Below are 16,040 nucleotides of genomic sequence, written 5' to 3' on the forward strand. Positions count from 1 at the left end.
GACGGGGCTCGTCGGCGGTCTCGCTAGGCTGTTGCCTGGCGCACTTCGCCGACGAGCTCTTCTAGTACGTCCTCCAGTGCAACGATTCCGTTGACAGAGTTCTTCGAAGTACTATTTCGCTCTGTCACCAAGGCGAAGTGAGCTTGCTCGCGCTGCATAAGCCGCATGACCGATTGGAGCTTGGCGTTCGGGCTGACGGTTGCGAAGGTGCGAATCAGATTCCGCGGGAAGGTCTGGTCGCGGTGACCGTCGTCAAGCGAAAGCAAATCCTTGACGTGAATGTAGCCGATGAAGCTGCCGTCGGTATCAGTGATGGGGAAGCGGGAAAATCGCGTGCGTGCGCTGAGCTCTTCGATGTCGGCGACAGTGGTGTCGGGGTCAATGGTGACGAGGGTGTCGAGTTCCATAGTGACGTCCGCGGCGGTGAGATGCTCGAAGCCGAGAGCTTTGTGAAGGAGTGCGAGCTCGTCATCGTCGAGAAGCCCCTGACGCCCGGACTCGGCGACGAAATCCTGCACCTGACTAGCGGTGAAGGAGGAATCGACCTCGTCCTTCGGAGTGGCGCGAAGAACCTTACGAACCACGATGTTCGAGGTCGTATTCATCGCCCAGATAACCGGGTTGAGTAGCCGCACAATCACATACAGCGGAATAGCCACGAACTTCGCTGTCGGGCTGGGGGCCGCAATAGCGATGTTCTTCGGCACCATTTCGCCGACAACCATGTGTAAGAAAGTGACGATCAGCAGCGCCAACACCAGCGCAACCACGTGGGCGGTGCCCGCGGGGAGTCCAAGTGCTGTCATGTAGGGCTCGAAGAAGTGTGCAATTGCAGGCTCACCGACGGCACCGATGAGCAGGGAACAGGCGGTAATGCCAAGCTGTGTTGCCGCCAGGGAGGCTGACACGTTTTCGATACCGCGCAGCGCGTACTTTGCGCTGGTAGAGCCGCTGACGGCATCCGGTTCAATTTGGTCGCGGCGAGCCGAGACCATCGCAAATTCAGTAGCGACAAACCAGGCATTGAGGGCTAACAGCAAAATAAGAGTAAGTAGTGGCATGTTTTAGCCCTCCTGTTCGCTGTTGTGCTCGACGTGGTTGTGACTGGTGCCTTGCTGATCGGCGCCTTCATCCCTGTGTGCGACCTTGTTGCCGACGCGGTCCACCTGGACACGAATACGGCCAACGCGGTGACGCGCCATGCGCTCTACTCGGAAGGCGACTTCAGCGGTGGTAGGCAAGTTTTCCTGATCGAGGTTTTCGTGGTCGGTGGCTTCGACCGTGACAGTGTCGCCGAAACGCGGCATGCGATCTAAGCGCTCGGTAATAAATCCGCCAATCGTGTCGGATTCGTCGCCCTCCGGCAAAACCAGATTCAGAATCTCTCCCAGCTCATCCGGGCGCATGAGACCGGAAACAATCACCGTATTGGGGCTAATCCGGCTGTAGAGCAACGAACGATCGTCCTGTTCGTCATCGATTTCACCGACGATTTCCTCAACGAGGTCCTCCAGAGTCACGATGCCGTCCGTGCCACCGTACTCATCGACGACAACCGCGAACTGGTATGCATCCTCACGCAATTGACGCATCAGCGGATCAAGTGTGGTCGAATCGTTCACCACGAGTACATCTTTGGCCAGGCTCGCAGCTGACGTCGTCAAGCGTTGTGCGTGTGGCACGCTGAGCAGGTCTGTGTAGTGCACCACGCCGCGAATGTCGTCGACACTATTGCCAACGACGGGGAAGCGTGCATGTCCAGAATCTGCGACGACCGTCAGCATCTCTGCGACGCTTTGATCTTCGATAAAGATAATCTGCGTGCGTGGCGTCATCACATCAGCCGCCGTGCGCTCGCCGAACTCAATCGATCGCGCCACCAACTCGGCGGTCTGCGGGTTAATCTTTCCTTCATCGCTAGAGTGCGTGACGACGGCACGGAGTTCCTCCGCGGTTCTGGCACTGGCAACCTCTTCCTCAGGGGAGAAGCCGAGCCGTTTTAGTACCCAATTAGCCGCGCTGTTGAGCAGCCAGACCAGCCAGCCGAATGCGAACATGAAGGCATTCTGCGGCCTGACCACGAGGTTTGCGACTTTCGTGGGCTCGGCGATGGCCCAGTTTTTGGGAACGAGTTCGCCAAAGACCATTTGAGTGAAGGTTGCGATAATGAAAGCGCCCGTAGTGCTGATTGCAGTGACGGTGGCGGGAGAGACGCTAGTGCCACCAAAAGCGGCTTCGAGGAGCACGCCGAGGGAAGGTCCGGTAAGGAAACCAGCGACGAGGCTGGTGACCGTAATTCCCAGCTGTGCGCCGGAGAGGTTAGTAGAGGTGCGTGATAGAGCACGGTCTACTAAATATGCGGACTTTGAGCCGGAGTCTGCGGCCTTCTTGACGTCGTTTCTGTTAACCGTGAGGTAGGAAAACTCGACAGCAACGAAAACTGCGTTGGCGAAAACGAGGAAAAGAAAAGCTGCGAATACAATGAGCGCGGATACAATCACGCGGCATCACCTGGAGTGTTTGCTGCGTTCGCTGAGGATGTTGCGGTTGCTACGGTTATTGCGCTTACTGCGGCTACAGAGAGCCCGTTTACCTTGGCTCGAGGCTCAGGGTCGTCGGACGAGTCAGCTCTATCTGACGTGTCTGACGTATCGGGTCTGTCGGAGCTACTGGATGTGTCTGAGAAATCAGGCATGAGGGAATTTTACTAAAAATTCCTGAATAGCCGTGTAGCGAAAATCAATTCTTTGCTGAGTGGGCATGGCGGTGCGGGTTGGCGGGACAGTCTGACTGACTGGCTGGCTGGTTAGGCCTGACGACAATGGCGCATCGGCGGTAATGGGGAGAGTAAGCCCCTAAGGCCAAAATGTCATAATGTATATTATCGGACAAATATTGACAGTGGTTAGGTCTGGAGGTTTCTGAATTTCTAGGGCTGCCACGTTTTCCGCCCCGTTCTACCTTGGCGCTTGATCCATGCTGTCGGGCTTATTGTTCATTGGTCTTGGTGTCTGCTACAAGCTCATCCGCGTTGCGGACGGCAATCTCTTCCCGCAGTCGCTTGTTCTGCCACAGCGTCATGCCAATCAGAAATATGCCAACAGCCACGAGCCACCACACGCCCTTGTAGGCCACGAATGCAATGAAGATAATCAGTAGCACCATTCGCACCTTTCGTGCGAGCAACATTGCTTCGTAGGTGTTCATATCGTTGTGGCTCCCAACTGGCCTATCAAAATTGTTTTTGGCGGGACCTCTGCGGTGTGTGGACTAAATGGATTTATTACGTCACAGTGACGAAACGGGGCATATTTTTGCTGGCTAGAAGCCTCTTTTAGATTCGTTCTCGTGCGATCCATCTTTAGATGGCCGTGCCTGCTAGCCGAAACCTACGCGTCCTGCTTCTCCGCGACAATGCGTAGATTGAGTTCGCCGTTCTCCTCGATGGATGCAGCTACAAACTGTGGCAGGCGCACGTTGTAATCCAGGCGGTTGATTGGCAAGGTGCCCGACAGCAAAACCAGGTTTTCGGTACGAGCGGCCTTCATTGGCACGGTGACATCATTGGTGACACCGCGAATGGTCAGGCGTCCCGGAATCTCGATATTTGCCCATTGGCCGTTATCTGGAATGCTTGAAATATCGAGCGGCTCTGCAAGCTCAAACTTAGCTTCTGGGTACTGCTCAACGCTGAAAATATTGTTGCGGACATTGATGTCACGACGTTCAATATCGCTAGTCAGAGTTGCCATGTCAACAACAATGGATGCGTCCTCAAGGTTGTCGTTAGCAACCTTCAGCTCGCCAGTGACTTCGTGGGTGGAACCGGACGTCGTCCGCCTACTGCCTGGCAGCACCTCGTTAAAAGTAAAGCCAACGGAGGTGTTCTGTGAGTTATCGCCACCGACAATCTTCCAGGTGCCATTCGCGTCAGTCGTTGCTGCAGGCAGCTCGTTAGCCTCGAAATCCCCAGTACGCACCCCTTCATGCGTGAAAACGCGATACAAAACTGGTCCCACAATAACAATTGCGAGCGCAACAACTGCAACGGCTATCAAAGTAATAATTGATTTACGGACACCAGAATTCATAGTGCTCATCCTATCCTTTTAATCCGCTATGGGATAAACCGTTCCACCTCACGCGTTTTCATAATCAATTCCTGCGTAATCTCCTGTAGGACGGCGGTCTCCATGTCGTCGTCAAGCGCGGTGCGCAAGTCTTCGGCGAGACAACGTACTTCGAAGAGCCCGTCCCCTATTCGCTTTACGACGTCACCGCCCGCCGGCCTACTCGTGGCATCGGCGGTCTTCAGCGTGAGATCCGAATTGATTCGTTCGGCAATCGGCCTGGAGGCGCCTTTTGCTACGCCGGTGCGTTTTTCATACGCGCGCTGCCGGCAGGCTTGGCTGCAGAATTTGCGCCGGCGACCGCGGATGGCGACCTCCATTTCGCGGCCACACCACTGGCAATTGGCGATAGTTGTGCTCGGCTTTTGATCTGACACAGAAGTCAATTATGGCATGAATGCTGACTAAGGCGTTATAATGTGTGGTCTAGTATTTCTACCAAAGGGGGCACGTTCCACATGGCAGATCGAGTTCTTCGTGGCAGTCGCATGGGCGCCGTTTCGTATGAGACCGATCGCGATCATGACCTCGCGCCGCGAATGATGGTCCGCTACCGCACTGAATCCGGTGAGATCTTCGAGGTCCCATTCGCGGATGACGCGGAAATTCCAGGTGAATGGCTGTGCAAGAATGGCCAGATTGGTGAGCTGGTTGAAGGCGAAGGCACCGAAGCTAAGCCGGTGAAGCCGCCGAGGACTCACTGGGACATGCTCCGTGAGCGCCGCTCCATTGAGGAGCTCGATGTGCTGTTGGATGAGCGCGTTGACTTGCTGCGCAAGCGTCGTCGTAACGCCGCTCGCCTGCTGAAGGCTCAGAAGGAAGCCGAAGAGGCAGAGAAGAACGCTTAAGGTTTGAGCTGGTTAGGTTCGAACTTTAGAGCTTTGTGGCCGTCGATCAAACACTGAAATTCGGGTCCGGATAAGGTTTTGCTCCTTATTCGGGCCCGTTTTTCGTTGGTGGCTGGCTGCGGCGGGCCGAGCCGAGTTACTGACTGCGTTTATGACAAAAATGGCCTGAAAAATGGCCTGAAACTGTCATAAACTAAGTCAGTTTCACATTTGCAGCCTGCAGTCATACAGGCAGCCTGCATTCGTACATGCAGCCCGTATTCATACATGCAGCCCGCAATTTTTGTGGTCGCAATCTTTGGGGGTTGCCCTACTTGCGGAATCGCTGCTTAAACTCGTGACCAGCCAGGCGACCAATCTCAGATCCCAGGTTTTTTACCTGCTGTGAGCGGTGCTTGAATCCCCACTTGGTGACCTGCAGCAGAGACTGCTTCACAAAGCTGCCATCCATCTTGGACTCGCCGTACTCGCGCTCAGTAAAGGTGATCGGAACCTCTTCCACCAGGAAGCCCGCCTGCACAGCCTCAAAGGCGAGCTCGGTCTGGAACAGGTACGCAGCCTTGCCAATGTTCTCGAGATCGAGGGTCTCGAGAACTTCCCGTCGATAAGCACGGTAGCCAGCGGTGATATCCGAGATGCCTGCGCCGAGCGCCAGCGAGATGTAGAAGTTGCCGCCGCGGGAGAGAACCTGACGGCTCATTGGCCAGTTGACGGTCTTGCCTCCCGGAATGTAGCGGGAGCCGATGACGACATCGGCGCCGTCCTCGAGCTTCTCCAGCAGCAGATGGAACTGCTCTGGTGCGTGGGAGCCGTCGGCATCCATCTCGCAGAGAACCTCGTAGTCGCGCTCGAGACCCCAAGCGAAGCCCGCGCGGTACGCACCCCAGAGACCGCCCTTGCCCTCGCGGTGCAGGACGTAGATGTGCTCTTTCCCGTTGTTGTCCGCCTTGTCAGCGGCAGCGATTTCATCGGCGAGCTCTCCGGTGCCGTCTGGTGAAGAGTCATCGACAACCAAAATGTCGACGCTCGGCTCCGCTGCGCGCAGGCGTGCAATCACGCCCGGCAGGTTTTCCCGCTCGTTGAAAGTGGGAATGACAACCAGCGTCGACTCATTTAGGGCAGTCACTCGTGATTCTCCTTAGTGCATATTCTGCTCAGTATCCCGGCCATCAACTTCATCTGCGCCTGCCCTGGCATCTCCGCCACGGCGACGCAGGACGGCACCAACCACACAAAGAATACCGAATGCAGTCAGTAGACCTTCAATCCACGTCCCGAAGCGGGCTGCAAAAGTCAGGTGGGAGTACTGAGGCAAAGTCTCGGTGAGCACTTTCTGTTCGAAGATTTTGCTTTGCTTTACGACGTCTCCGTGCGCATCCACAATAGCGCTCACACCGCTGGTTGCGGCGATGGCCGTGGAGCGTTGGAACTCCATGGCTCGCATGCGGCTCATGGCCAGCTGTTGGTAAGTCATATCGGTGAAACCGAAGGTGGCGTTATTCGTGGGCGTGGCAAGCATAGTTGCGCCGTGGTTGACCGCGTTGCGGAAGGCACCGTCGAAGACCACTTCGTAGCAGGTGGCCAGGCCCAGGTTGACCTTTTTTAAACCATCGGTGCCAGGTGTTGTGACCACAGCATCGCCGTTGCCCGGGGTCATGTCTCCGGCGTGATCGACCATGTCGGAAAAGTGACGGAGTAGTTCGCGGAATGGCATGGTCTCGCCGAAGGGCTGGAGATAGATTTTCTCGTGCTGGTCGCCGGGGCCGGTCTTTGGGTCCCAGACCACCATGGTGTTTTGCACCCCATTGGTGTAGGTAAAGGTGCCGACCACGATGGGGGCGCCAATATTCATCGCGGCGTTTTCGATAATGCGTGCCGCTTCCCCATCCGTAAACGGGCTGACATCGGAGGAGTTTTCAGGCCAGATGACGATGTCCGGCTGCTGTTCCTTACCTTGGTGGACACGTCGTGCCAGTTCATTGGTGGCATCGGCGTGGTTCTGCAGTACTGCGCGGCGCTGGGCATTGAACTCCAAACCGAGGCGAGGAACATTGCCCTGGATAACCGCGACACGGGCGTTGTCAGCGGCCGTAGGTTCAGGCAGTGGTTGGGTCCACGCAGGAAGAGCCCAGCCGACGATTAACGCCCCCACCAAAAGCGCAGCGGAGGTTGCGTAGGAACGTAGCGTGAGCGCGACCAGTCCCGCACCAACGCAAGCAGCGAGGAAAGTGACCAATGCAGTGCTGCCGATTGCCACTGCTGGGGCCAGCGGGCCGTCGACTTGCCCCCAGGCAACGCGGAGCCAGGGGAAGCCTCCGAAAGGCCAGCGGGCCAGCAGCGCCTCCCCTGCCACGAGCGCAGCGGCCATGCCAGGGAGCTTCAGCGCGAGGGGGAAACTGGATTGGGCAATCAGCCACATCGCAAGCGCCGCCGGAATTGTGAGGAGACCCAGCACAATTGAGAGCGCCACGTAGGGGCCAATACCGACGAAGGAGCCGATCCACGGCAGTGAGAAAAGCGCCGTCGCTGTTGCCCAGCTGAAGCCCCCCACTACGCTGGATTTCCAATCGGCTGCGCAGAAGAAGGCAAAAATGAGCAGGGCGAGGCCGACCCAGGCGGTCCACCACCAGCTCAGGGGTGCGTAGCTTAAGAATTGCAATCCACCAGCGAGGATTGCAATGAAGGCGAGAAGGAGGCGCTGCTTTAGTGGGGTAAGCGCGCGAAAGCGCGCCTGCCAGCGACTCGGATTCTCCGGAGTGTCTTTCGAAGCGTCTTTCGGAGCAAAGTCCCCGTGCTCGCTGGAGCGCGCTTGACGGTTAGTGTGCACTTGTATAAAAGAACTCTCTACGTCCGCGAGTATTCGAGTTAGCGCTTGTCGCTGTCGTCCTGGTCATGATCCCAGGCGTTGTCCGGCGCCGGTGGCACGATTTTATCCTGTGGGAAGCTCTTGCCATCCGCGCCCGGGAAACCACCAGAGAATCCAGGGAACCCCGAAAAGCCGCCAGCACCAGCGCCAGCTCCTGGAGTACCTGGGTTCATGCCGTACTGAGAGACCACCATCATGCTGCGGTCACTGAAGTTGCGGAGTCCGTTGAGCAGCGCCACCGATCCGCTCTTACGAATCAGCCAGCGAGTCGGCGGTAGCACCATGAGGAAACCAACAACGGTGGTGACGACGCCCGGCAGGGCAATCAGCCACGAGCCAACCAACAGAATTGCAGAGTCAGCCACAAAGTGTCCCGCGCCCTTTGCCGAGCGCTTGATTGCCTCCTCCGGATGCTTCTGTCCGTACTCGGTAAGAGTACGAGAAGTATCCAGCAGCAACTTCTGGTAGATGCGCTTGAACTCGATAGCGGCGAAGACCAACCCCACAATGAACAGGCCCAAAACCAATAGGACGGTCCAGCCGTAGCCAATCCATTCACCGAGTGCGATAAAGGCCGCAATCTCGGCAATGAGGTAAATAATTGTGAACCACTTGCTCATAGTTCCCCAGTGTAACCGCCACTAGATGAGCAAGTGGTTAGGGCTATCGGCCGGTTCTCTTGTCGTATTCTAGCAGGCTGTAGCGGCAAGTTAGATGACGACTAGCGCTCGCCTACCGGTCAGCTCGCTCCTCTAAGTCGCCCTCTGTATCCAGGTAGGTCTGGCGCAGCAAATCCATGCGTTCCTGGTCGGGGTTTTCCCACATACCGCGCTCGGCGGCCTCCATCAGGCGTTCGGAAATATCGTGCAGAGCCCACGGATTCGACTGTTCAAAGAACTCGCGGTTTTCCGGGTTCGCAACGTATTCGTCGGTAAGCGTTTCGTACATCCAGTCATCCATGACCTGTGCCGTCGCGTCGTAACCGAAGAGGTAATCGACCGTTGCCGCCATTTCGAAGGCACCCTTGTAGCCGTGGTTACGCATGGCTTGCATCCAGCGTGGGTTGACTACGCGGGCTCGGAAGACACGTCGCGTTTCCTCGTGCAGGGTGCGGGTGCGCACGGCGTCCGGACGCGTGGAATCGCCCACATACGCCTCTGGAGCGGAACCCGTCAGCGCACGGACCGTGGCGATCATACCGCCGTGGAACTGGAAGTAGTCATCGGAGTCGGCGATGTCGTGCTCACGGGTATCGGCATTCTTCGCGGCAACCTGAATACGGCGGTAGGCCGTCTTCATATCGTCAGCAGCCTCTTCCCCATCGACGCCGCGACCATAGGCGTAGCCGCCCCAGGTCGTGTAAACCTTCGCCAGATCCGCGTCATCGCGCCAGGAACCGGAATCGATCAGCTGCAGCAAACCAGCTCCATAGGTGCCCGGCTTGGAACCGAAGATACGGCGCGGACGCTCCTGCTGGTCGGCCTTCGCATGTGCGCGCACGTAGTTGTCCTCATCGGATTCATCAAGCTTGACGACGAGCTGAAACGCATCATCCAAAAGGTCAATAACATGCGGAAACGCATCACGGAAGAAACCGGAAATGCGGACGGTCACGTCAATGCGCGGACGCCCCAGTTCCTCCAGCGGAATTGGCTCAAGGCCGACGATACGGCGAGATGCGTCATCCCACACCGGATGCACACCAATCAGCGCGAGCACCTCGGCGATGTCATCGCCAGAAGTACGCATGGCGGAAGTGCCCCACACCGACAGGCCAACCGACTTGGGATACTCGCCGTGGTCGGCGCGGTAGCGCTCGATCAGGCCATCGGCGAGGTTGACACCGGTTTCCCAAGCCAGGCGCGACGGCACCGCCTTGGGGTCTACCGAGTAGAAGTTGCGGGCAGTCGGCAGTACGTTGACCAGACCGCGCAACGGCGAGCCGGAGGGGCCAGCCGGAACGAACTCGCCGTCCAAGGCTGAAAGAATGCGCGGAATCTCCTCGCTGGTAGCGGCCAGGCGCGGGAGAATTTCGTCGCGGGTGAACTGCAGCAGCTCGACAACCTGATCGAGGCCGTTCGGTACCGCGATATCGGCAAATTCCTCGGAGCCGAGAACATCAGCCGCGATCTGTGCCACTGGTTGGTCAGGATTCTTCACCACGGCGGTTACCAACGCCGTAGCCAGTGCATCGATGGAGTCCACAGTGTGGCGCTCGTCGGTGCCGTCCTCGGCCAGGCCGAGAGCTTCGCGCAGGCCCGGCAGCGTCTGCTTGCCTCCCCACAGCTGGCGGGCGCGCAGCATGGTGGTCACAGTGCCGATCAGGGATTCGTCTTCCGGTGCCTGGCTGAGTACGTGGAGGCCACCGCGGATGGCGACGTCCTTAATCTCGCAGAGCCAGCCGTCGACATGCATGAGCATGTCATCGAAGACCTCCTCGTCCGGACGCTCGTCCCAACCGAGGTCGCGGTCCATCTTCGCGGCGGTCAGCAGCGTCCAAATCTCCTGGCGGATAGCCGGCAGCTTGGCTGGGTCCATGGCGGAGATGTTCTGGTGCTCGTCGAGAAGCTGCTCCAGACGGGTGATGTCGCCGTAAGATTCGGCGCGGGCCATCGGCGGAATGAGGTGGTCGACAAGCGTGGCGTGAGCACGACGCTTGGCCTGTGTGCCCTCGCCCGGGTCGTTGACCAGGAAGGGGTAAATCATCGGCAGCTCACCGATGGCAGCATCCGGGCCACAGGAGGCGGAAAGACCGACGGTCTTGCCCGGCAGCCACTCCAGGTTGCCGTGCTTGCCCATGTGAACCACGGCATCGGCGCCGAAACCGCCCTCCGACTGCGGCAGCGACAGGAAGCGGTAGCAAGCCAGGTAGTGATGCGTCGGCGGTAGGTCTGGATCGTGGTAGATACCCACCGGGTTGTCACCGAAACCGCGCGGTGGCTGCACCATGACCACGACATTGCCGAAGGTCAGGCCCGCAATATAGATGTCCTGGGTATCCGGGTGGACGTACAGAGTGCCCGGCGCGGCACCCCACTTGTCCTGCATGTCGGAGCGGAGTTCCTCCGGCAAGGTAGCGAAGAACTTCTCGTAGGTCGCAGCGGGCAGGCAGAGCTCGGCTGCCTCCATAACTTCCTCGGTCAGCCAATCCGGGTCCTGGCCGCCGGCATCGATGATGGCGTGCATGAACGCATCTGGTTCATCGGCGCCGTCCTCGGCGGTGGCGTATCCGGGGATTTTGGTGGTGTCGCCGAGGTTGTATCCGGCGTCGGCAAGCGCGTGCAGCACCTCTAACGTGGATGCTGGTGTGTCCAGGCCGACGGCGTTACCGATGCGGGCGTGCTTGGTCGGGTACGCAGAGAGCATGACGGCGATGCGCTTGTCAGCGTTGTCGATGTGGCGAAGTGCGGCGTAGCGGGTAGCGATGCCGGCGAGGCGGTCGCAGCGCTCAAGGTCAGGGACGTAGGAAATGAGCTCGTCGGAGTCGATTTCCTTAAACGAGAACGCGACCGAGATGATGCGGCCGTCGAATTCGGGGACGGCGACCTGTGTTGCGACGTCCAGCGGTGACAGACCCTCGTCGTTGTCTTCCCATGCCGCCTTGGAGGATGTCAGAGCCAACCCCTGGATGATGGGGATGTTGAGGTCTGCGAGTGCGGCGACATCCCAGCCGTCGTCGTCCTGACCGGCCTGCGCGAGTGCCGGGCGGTTGCCACCAGCGGCGAGCACCGTGGTGATGAGCGCGTCGCAGGACGCCAGCTCTGCCAGCAGTTCATCGCTGGCGGTGCGCAGGGACGCGGCGAAGATGGGCTTGGCGACGTAGCCGCGAGCCTCGACTGCGTCAGCGAGCGCCTCAATGTAGTGCGTATTTCCAGCCAGGTGTTGGGCGCGGTAATAGATAATGCCGACGGTGCCACGCGAATCTTCCGTGGCCACCTTGGAGTCGCGCTCCAGGAAACCCCAGGTCGGCATGCGAGTGGGCTCTTCAAAGCCAAGACCGGTCAGAAGCAGCGTGTCCGACAGGAAATTGTGCAGCTGTGCGAGGTTTTTCGCGCCGCCTTCCGCCAGGTAGATGTGCGTTTGCGTGGTGACGTTTGCGGGAACCGTCGAGTACTCGGTGAGTTCGGCATCGGGCGCCTGCTCACCCGAGACGAGGACGGTGGGAATACCGGAGTTCACAAAGTAGTCGATGCCGGATTCCCAGGCGCGGCGGCCACCGAGAAGTCGGATGATGACGACATCGGCGCCGTCGGCAAGCGTGGGCAAATCATCGTCGAGCAGACGCGCCGGGTTTGCCCAACGGTAGGACACCTCCGGGTTGGCCTGAGCGGCCGCGCGGGCGGACAGAAGGTCGGTATCCGAGGTCGACAGCAGCAGAATCACGGTGTAGTCATTCACTTCCTGGGGAGCAACGCGTCCCCGGTCGGCGGGAGTCTGCCTTCTAACCGATGACGAGGTCTGACTGTGACAGTGGCGCGACCGTGCGGATTTTCACCGAGCTTCTCGTCAGTGGCATGGCAGTGGATTTCTCCATCACTCTACTGCAGCGTCTATTGCTAGAGTTCCAGCGACTGCTCCGCAGGCTGATCTGGGAAGTGGGACCAGAGGAAGTCGGTGGCATTAGTCAGTTCCGCGAGCATGGGAACGATATGGTTTAGGCCTGTCTTCGGCAGCAGAGGCGAAGTCGTGTTTTCGACGTACTCCAGGTCGGTGAACCCGAGATTCAGCCAAGCATCACGTAGCTTGCGGACCTGGTTGATGGGGATGATGTCATCGTGCTCACCTGAGTAGAGGTACACCGGGGCATTCGGTACGAAATTGCCGACGCGCTGGCGTGCGAGTTCCTTCTGCACCGGCTCGTAGCGCTTAATCATCTCACTGAGCGACTCACCGCTGGTGGTGTACTGGTCAGTGGTCTCAAACGAGTGATGGAAACCCAAGCCGCCCGCGCAGTAGTTGCCAACGTTGTCCAGCAGTTCTTTGCCTTCAGGGCTGATTTCTTCTTTGAGGACACGGCGCAGCTCCGGATCTTTATCCAGGACAGAGTTGATTGCCAATGCAATCGCAGCGGTCAGGGTCGTACCATCAATCTGGTCGAGAACGTTTGCGAGGTCGGACGGCGGGCCGCCGGCGGCAGAAGCGGCGACGTTGAGCTCCGGGGCGTAGACACCTGCACGCTCAGCAGCTGCAGCGGCTGCGGAGCCACCCTGGGAGTAGCCATAGATTCCCACGGGCGCCTTTTGATCCACGCCTAGCTCGTGGGAGGCAGACACGGCATCAAACAGTGACTGTGCCGAGGCGATATTGTCGACGTAGTCCTGGTTGCCCTGGTCATTGCGGTGGTGGTCAATCATCACCACAGTCGCACCTCGCTTCAAGTTCGCAACCATCGGAATCGTCTCGTATGGAGCAATAATGTCCATCGGACCGAACTCAATCTTCAACCCGGTCTGCGAGGAGATCGACGGGTCGCACTTTTCCGCGCCACCTTGCGTGCCCGGCGCGATCGCCACGACCGGACGCGGACCGCTGCCCTTCCACTCCGTTTTCGGAGTTACCACAATGGCAGTGTCCACACTGGGATTGCCGAGGGAATCCGTGGAGTTGTAGTGAATACGCTTGGCATCCACATTCCACAGCTTGTCGTTCACCATCATCTCGGCATCCTCGCTGTTGACTAGCGTGCCGGCATTCGCCGCGCGCGACGGGGTCAGCGGCAGAGAATTCAACGGAGAGGCTGCGGCCACGCGTGCCTGTTCCGGGGTCAGCTGCCTGCCTGTGCCCTCGTTGCCAGACTGCTCATCGTCCTTCTCGATGCCGAGTAGCCTCTCTACATTCGGGTTCGGTACATGACCGAAACCAGGCAATTCGCGGTTTGCACTTGACGACGACACTTTATCCGCCAGCCCACTATCTGACAGGCCCGGCACGCTTAGTGGCTGAGCGTTTGCAGGTGTAGCCAGGCCGATGGTCATAAGACCCGCAAGCGCTACCCCGATTCCCGTTCGGGTTATGCGACCGTTTCGTCGTGAAGCAGCGCACGTCTGTGTTGAGGCATGGCCGATGCCGGCGGTGCCGTGTGTGAGTGCTTCAGCGTCGTGATGTGGCATGAAATCTCCTGAATAACCCCAGATTGAAAACCCAATGAAGACTTCCCTTAATTCGGCGGAAGTTAGGTTATAGAAATAATAAGGATTTGAAAAAGGAAATCGGTGGATTTAGTGAAGAATTTGGATGTTTTTTGCACGGGGCTATCAAAACTCCACTTCAGAATGGTTTCGTTGGGCTGAAAAGGCCCGGATAATGAGCCCCTGTTTTCGGGGCTCAGCTCTGTGCTTGTTTGCGTATTCTTGAGAGTATGACTGCATCTGATCAAGGAGCTCGCACTCGTCAGGACGGTTGCCCCGGCACCCGAAAGGTTCATATCGCAGCTGATGGCGCAATTGGTCGCCTGCGCTTCCCCGGAGGCTTCCTCCCCGCGCCGGGCTTTGCCGTACTCGCCGATTTGGCCGAGAATTTCGGCGACGGCGATATTCACTTCACTTCCCGCGGCAATGTTCAGATCCGTGGCATCACCAATACCGGCGCGTTCGCTGATGCTGCAGAAGAAGAGAAGCTGGTTCCCTCCACGAGCCACGACCGCGTGCGCAACGTTCTTCAGTCGCCACTGTCCGGTCGCGTCGGCGGCAAGGCCGATGTCCGCGACCTGGTTCAAGAGTTCGACAAGGCTCTCATTACGGAGCCGTCGCTTGCAACACTGCCTGGTCGTACGCTCATGGCCTTCGACGACGGTCGCGGTGACGTACTTGGTGAGCGCCCTGACTTCGGCGTTGTCGCCCACGATGAGAGCACGTTCGAACTCATCATCGGTGGCGCGACCTCGGGGCTTATTGTTTCGCGTGACGACGTCGTGGGAGCTCTAATCACCACAGCGAAGGTGTGGAATGACAGCCGTGGTACAGCCTGGCGCATCGCGGAAGCCGATGCGGCCGCCCGCGTTGCCGATGCCGTAATCGAGGAACTAGGCGAGCGAGCTCGGCGCCAGGAACCGACCCCGGCTGAGAGCTTCGATGCCACCGCCGGGCTATCCCGCCAGATCGGTTGGATTGACCAGCCGGATGGGCTGGTTAGCCTGGCCGCGGGGCTGCGCTTTGGGGTACTTCCGGCACGTCTGGCCCGAGCGATTTCGCATACGCAGGTTCCCGTGCACATCACTCCGTGGTACTCGCTGATTCTGCATGATTTGGAAGAGGAAGTTGCTGAACAGGTCGTTAAGGTATTGGCACCGAATGGTCTAATCTTCGACCGAAAGTCCACCTGGCTGCGCGTCAGTGCCTGCACCGGTCGCCCCGGTTGCGAAAAGTCGCTGGCTGATACGCGCGGCGATGCTGCCCACGCAATTGCCGATGGCCGACTGCCCGAGGGGCGCGTGCACTTCTCCGGTTGTGAGCGCCGCTGTGGCAAACCCAAGGGTGGTTACTTCGACTATCTCGCCACCGGGGACGGAGAATACGAAGTCACTGCTGTGGACTAGGCTTTAAGCCTATGAAGCGCTTTGAGTACAACACCGACGGTGCGGATATTTACCGCAACTCATTTGCCATCATCCGCGAGGAAAGCGACCTTTCCCGCTTCGACGCCGATGAGGAAACCGTCGCCGTCCGCATGATTCACGCAGCAGGTCAGACCGATTTGGCTAAGGACATCGTCTTTTCCCCGGGGACTGTGCGTGCAGCGCGCCGGGCTCTCGAGGATGGCGCTCCTATCTTCACCGATGTCAACATGATCGCCTCGGGCATTACCCGCAAGCGCCTACCTGTTGACAACGAAGTCATCTGCCTACTGCGTGATGAGCGCGTCCCCGAACTGGCTCAAGAACTCGGCACCACTCGCACTGCTGCTGCCGTGGAGCTGTGGAAGCCTCGCCTCGAGGGCGCGGTCGTCGCCATCGGCAACGCTCCCACTGCCCTCTTCCACCTGCTCAACCGCATCAATGAGGGATCCTTCCCCATGCCCGCTGCCATTTTGGCCATGCCGGTCGGCTTCGTTGGTGCGGCGGAATCCAAGCAGGCCACAATCGACTCCGGTGCCGAAAACCCGGAGCTGAAGTACATCACCGTCACCGGCCGTCGTGGTGGCTCGGCTATCACCTGTGCTGCCCTCAATGCCATCGCCACCGCAAAGGAGATTCTCTAA

The 16,040-nt window shown here is 58.7% G+C and carries 13 protein-coding genes; 3 read left to right on the forward strand and 10 right to left on the reverse strand.

The window, feature by feature from the left end; all coding sequences use genetic code 11:
* Window positions 1-23 precede the first annotated feature (23 nt).
* The 5 genes from I6J19_RS07775 to I6J19_RS07795 all read right to left on the reverse strand — a co-directional run bounded on the left by I6J19_RS07775 (window position 24) and on the right by I6J19_RS07795 (window position 4,507).
* Window positions 24-1,061: a hemolysin family protein gene (locus I6J19_RS07775; RefSeq protein ID WP_038625524.1), complete on the reverse strand. Its 1,038-nt coding sequence runs from the start codon at window positions 1,059-1,061 to the stop codon at window positions 24-26.
* 3 nt (window positions 1,062-1,064) lie between these two features.
* Entirely contained in the window at window positions 1,065-2,501 is a 1,437-nt protein-coding gene (locus I6J19_RS07780; protein WP_038625522.1) for a hemolysin family protein, read from the reverse strand.
* Window positions 2,502-2,988: 487 nt separating this feature from the next.
* The gene (locus I6J19_RS07785; RefSeq protein ID WP_038625521.1) at window positions 2,989-3,207 is read right to left on the reverse strand and encodes a hypothetical protein; all 219 of its coding nucleotides are present in this window, start codon (window positions 3,205-3,207) and stop codon (window positions 2,989-2,991) included.
* Window positions 3,208-3,389: 182 nt separating this feature from the next.
* Window positions 3,390-4,100, reverse strand: a complete 711-nt coding sequence (locus I6J19_RS07790; protein ID WP_038625519.1) for a YceI family protein — start codon at window positions 4,098-4,100, stop codon at window positions 3,390-3,392.
* Window positions 4,101-4,117: 17 nt separating this feature from the next.
* Window positions 4,118-4,507, reverse strand: a complete 390-nt coding sequence (locus I6J19_RS07795) for a hypothetical protein (RefSeq protein WP_080972838.1) — start codon at window positions 4,505-4,507, stop codon at window positions 4,118-4,120.
* Between the two features lie 81 nt (window positions 4,508-4,588).
* Between I6J19_RS07795 and I6J19_RS07800 the strand changes: the two genes are divergently transcribed.
* Window positions 4,589-4,978 carry an RNA polymerase-binding protein RbpA gene (locus tag I6J19_RS07800; RefSeq protein ID WP_005511311.1) on the forward strand — a complete coding sequence of 130 codons (390 nt, stop codon included), beginning with the start codon at window positions 4,589-4,591 and terminating at the stop codon, window positions 4,976-4,978.
* 310 nt (window positions 4,979-5,288) lie between these two features.
* Here I6J19_RS07800 and I6J19_RS07805 read toward each other — a convergent pair whose 3' ends face one another.
* The 5 genes from I6J19_RS07805 to I6J19_RS07825 all read right to left on the reverse strand — a co-directional run bounded on the left by I6J19_RS07805 (window position 5,289) and on the right by I6J19_RS07825 (window position 13,954).
* Window positions 5,289-6,104, reverse strand: coding sequence for a polyprenol monophosphomannose synthase (locus I6J19_RS07805; protein ID WP_038625514.1), 816 nt, complete (start codon window positions 6,102-6,104; stop codon window positions 5,289-5,291).
* A gap of 12 nt (window positions 6,105-6,116) precedes the next feature.
* Entirely contained in the window at window positions 6,117-7,805 is a 1,689-nt protein-coding gene (lnt, locus tag I6J19_RS07810; RefSeq protein WP_187402591.1) for an apolipoprotein N-acyltransferase, read from the reverse strand.
* A gap of 38 nt (window positions 7,806-7,843) precedes the next feature.
* Window positions 7,844-8,464, reverse strand: a complete 621-nt coding sequence (locus I6J19_RS07815) for an FxsA family protein (RefSeq protein WP_038625510.1) — start codon at window positions 8,462-8,464, stop codon at window positions 7,844-7,846.
* 112 nt (window positions 8,465-8,576) lie between these two features.
* Window positions 8,577-12,227: a cobaltochelatase subunit CobN gene (cobN, locus tag I6J19_RS07820; protein ID WP_038625508.1), complete on the reverse strand. Its 3,651-nt coding sequence runs from the start codon at window positions 12,225-12,227 to the stop codon at window positions 8,577-8,579.
* Between the two features lie 173 nt (window positions 12,228-12,400).
* Window positions 12,401-13,954 carry a lipase family protein gene (locus I6J19_RS07825; RefSeq protein ID WP_038625506.1) on the reverse strand — a complete coding sequence of 518 codons (1,554 nt, stop codon included), beginning with the start codon at window positions 13,952-13,954 and terminating at the stop codon, window positions 12,401-12,403.
* A gap of 248 nt (window positions 13,955-14,202) precedes the next feature.
* Between I6J19_RS07825 and cobG the strand changes: the two genes are divergently transcribed.
* A complete protein-coding gene (gene cobG, locus I6J19_RS07830; protein ID WP_038625504.1) occupies window positions 14,203-15,378 on the forward strand; it encodes a precorrin-3B synthase in 1,176 nt (391 codons plus the stop codon).
* 11 nt (window positions 15,379-15,389) lie between these two features.
* A complete protein-coding gene (locus tag I6J19_RS07835; RefSeq protein WP_038625501.1) occupies window positions 15,390-16,040 on the forward strand; it encodes a precorrin-8X methylmutase in 651 nt (216 codons plus the stop codon).

This window comes from Corynebacterium amycolatum (assembly GCF_016889425.1).
GTDB lineage: Bacteria > Actinomycetota > Actinomycetes > Mycobacteriales > Mycobacteriaceae > Corynebacterium > Corynebacterium amycolatum.

Bases quoted from the DNA above. Each gene is read 5' to 3' on its own strand.
- I6J19_RS07775 (WP_038625524.1), bottom strand. From the start codon at position 1,061: ATGCCACTACTTACTCTTATTTTGCTGTTAGCCCTCAATGCCTGGTTT.
- I6J19_RS07785 (WP_038625521.1), bottom strand. From the start codon at position 3,207: ATGAACACCTACGAAGCAATGTTGCTCGCACGAAAGGTGCGAATGGTG.
- I6J19_RS07790 (WP_038625519.1), bottom strand. From the start codon at position 4,100: ATGAGCACTATGAATTCTGGTGTCCGTAAATCAATTATTACTTTGATA.
- I6J19_RS07800 (WP_005511311.1), top strand. From the start codon at position 4,589: ATGGCAGATCGAGTTCTTCGTGGCAGTCGCATGGGCGCCGTTTCGTAT.
- I6J19_RS07815 (WP_038625510.1), bottom strand. From the start codon at position 8,464: ATGAGCAAGTGGTTCACAATTATTTACCTCATTGCCGAGATTGCGGCC.
- I6J19_RS07825 (WP_038625506.1), bottom strand. From the start codon at position 13,954: ATGCCACATCACGACGCTGAAGCACTCACACACGGCACCGCCGGCATC.
- cobG (WP_038625504.1), top strand. From the start codon at position 14,203: ATGACTGCATCTGATCAAGGAGCTCGCACTCGTCAGGACGGTTGCCCC.
- I6J19_RS07835 (WP_038625501.1), top strand. From the start codon at position 15,390: ATGAAGCGCTTTGAGTACAACACCGACGGTGCGGATATTTACCGCAAC.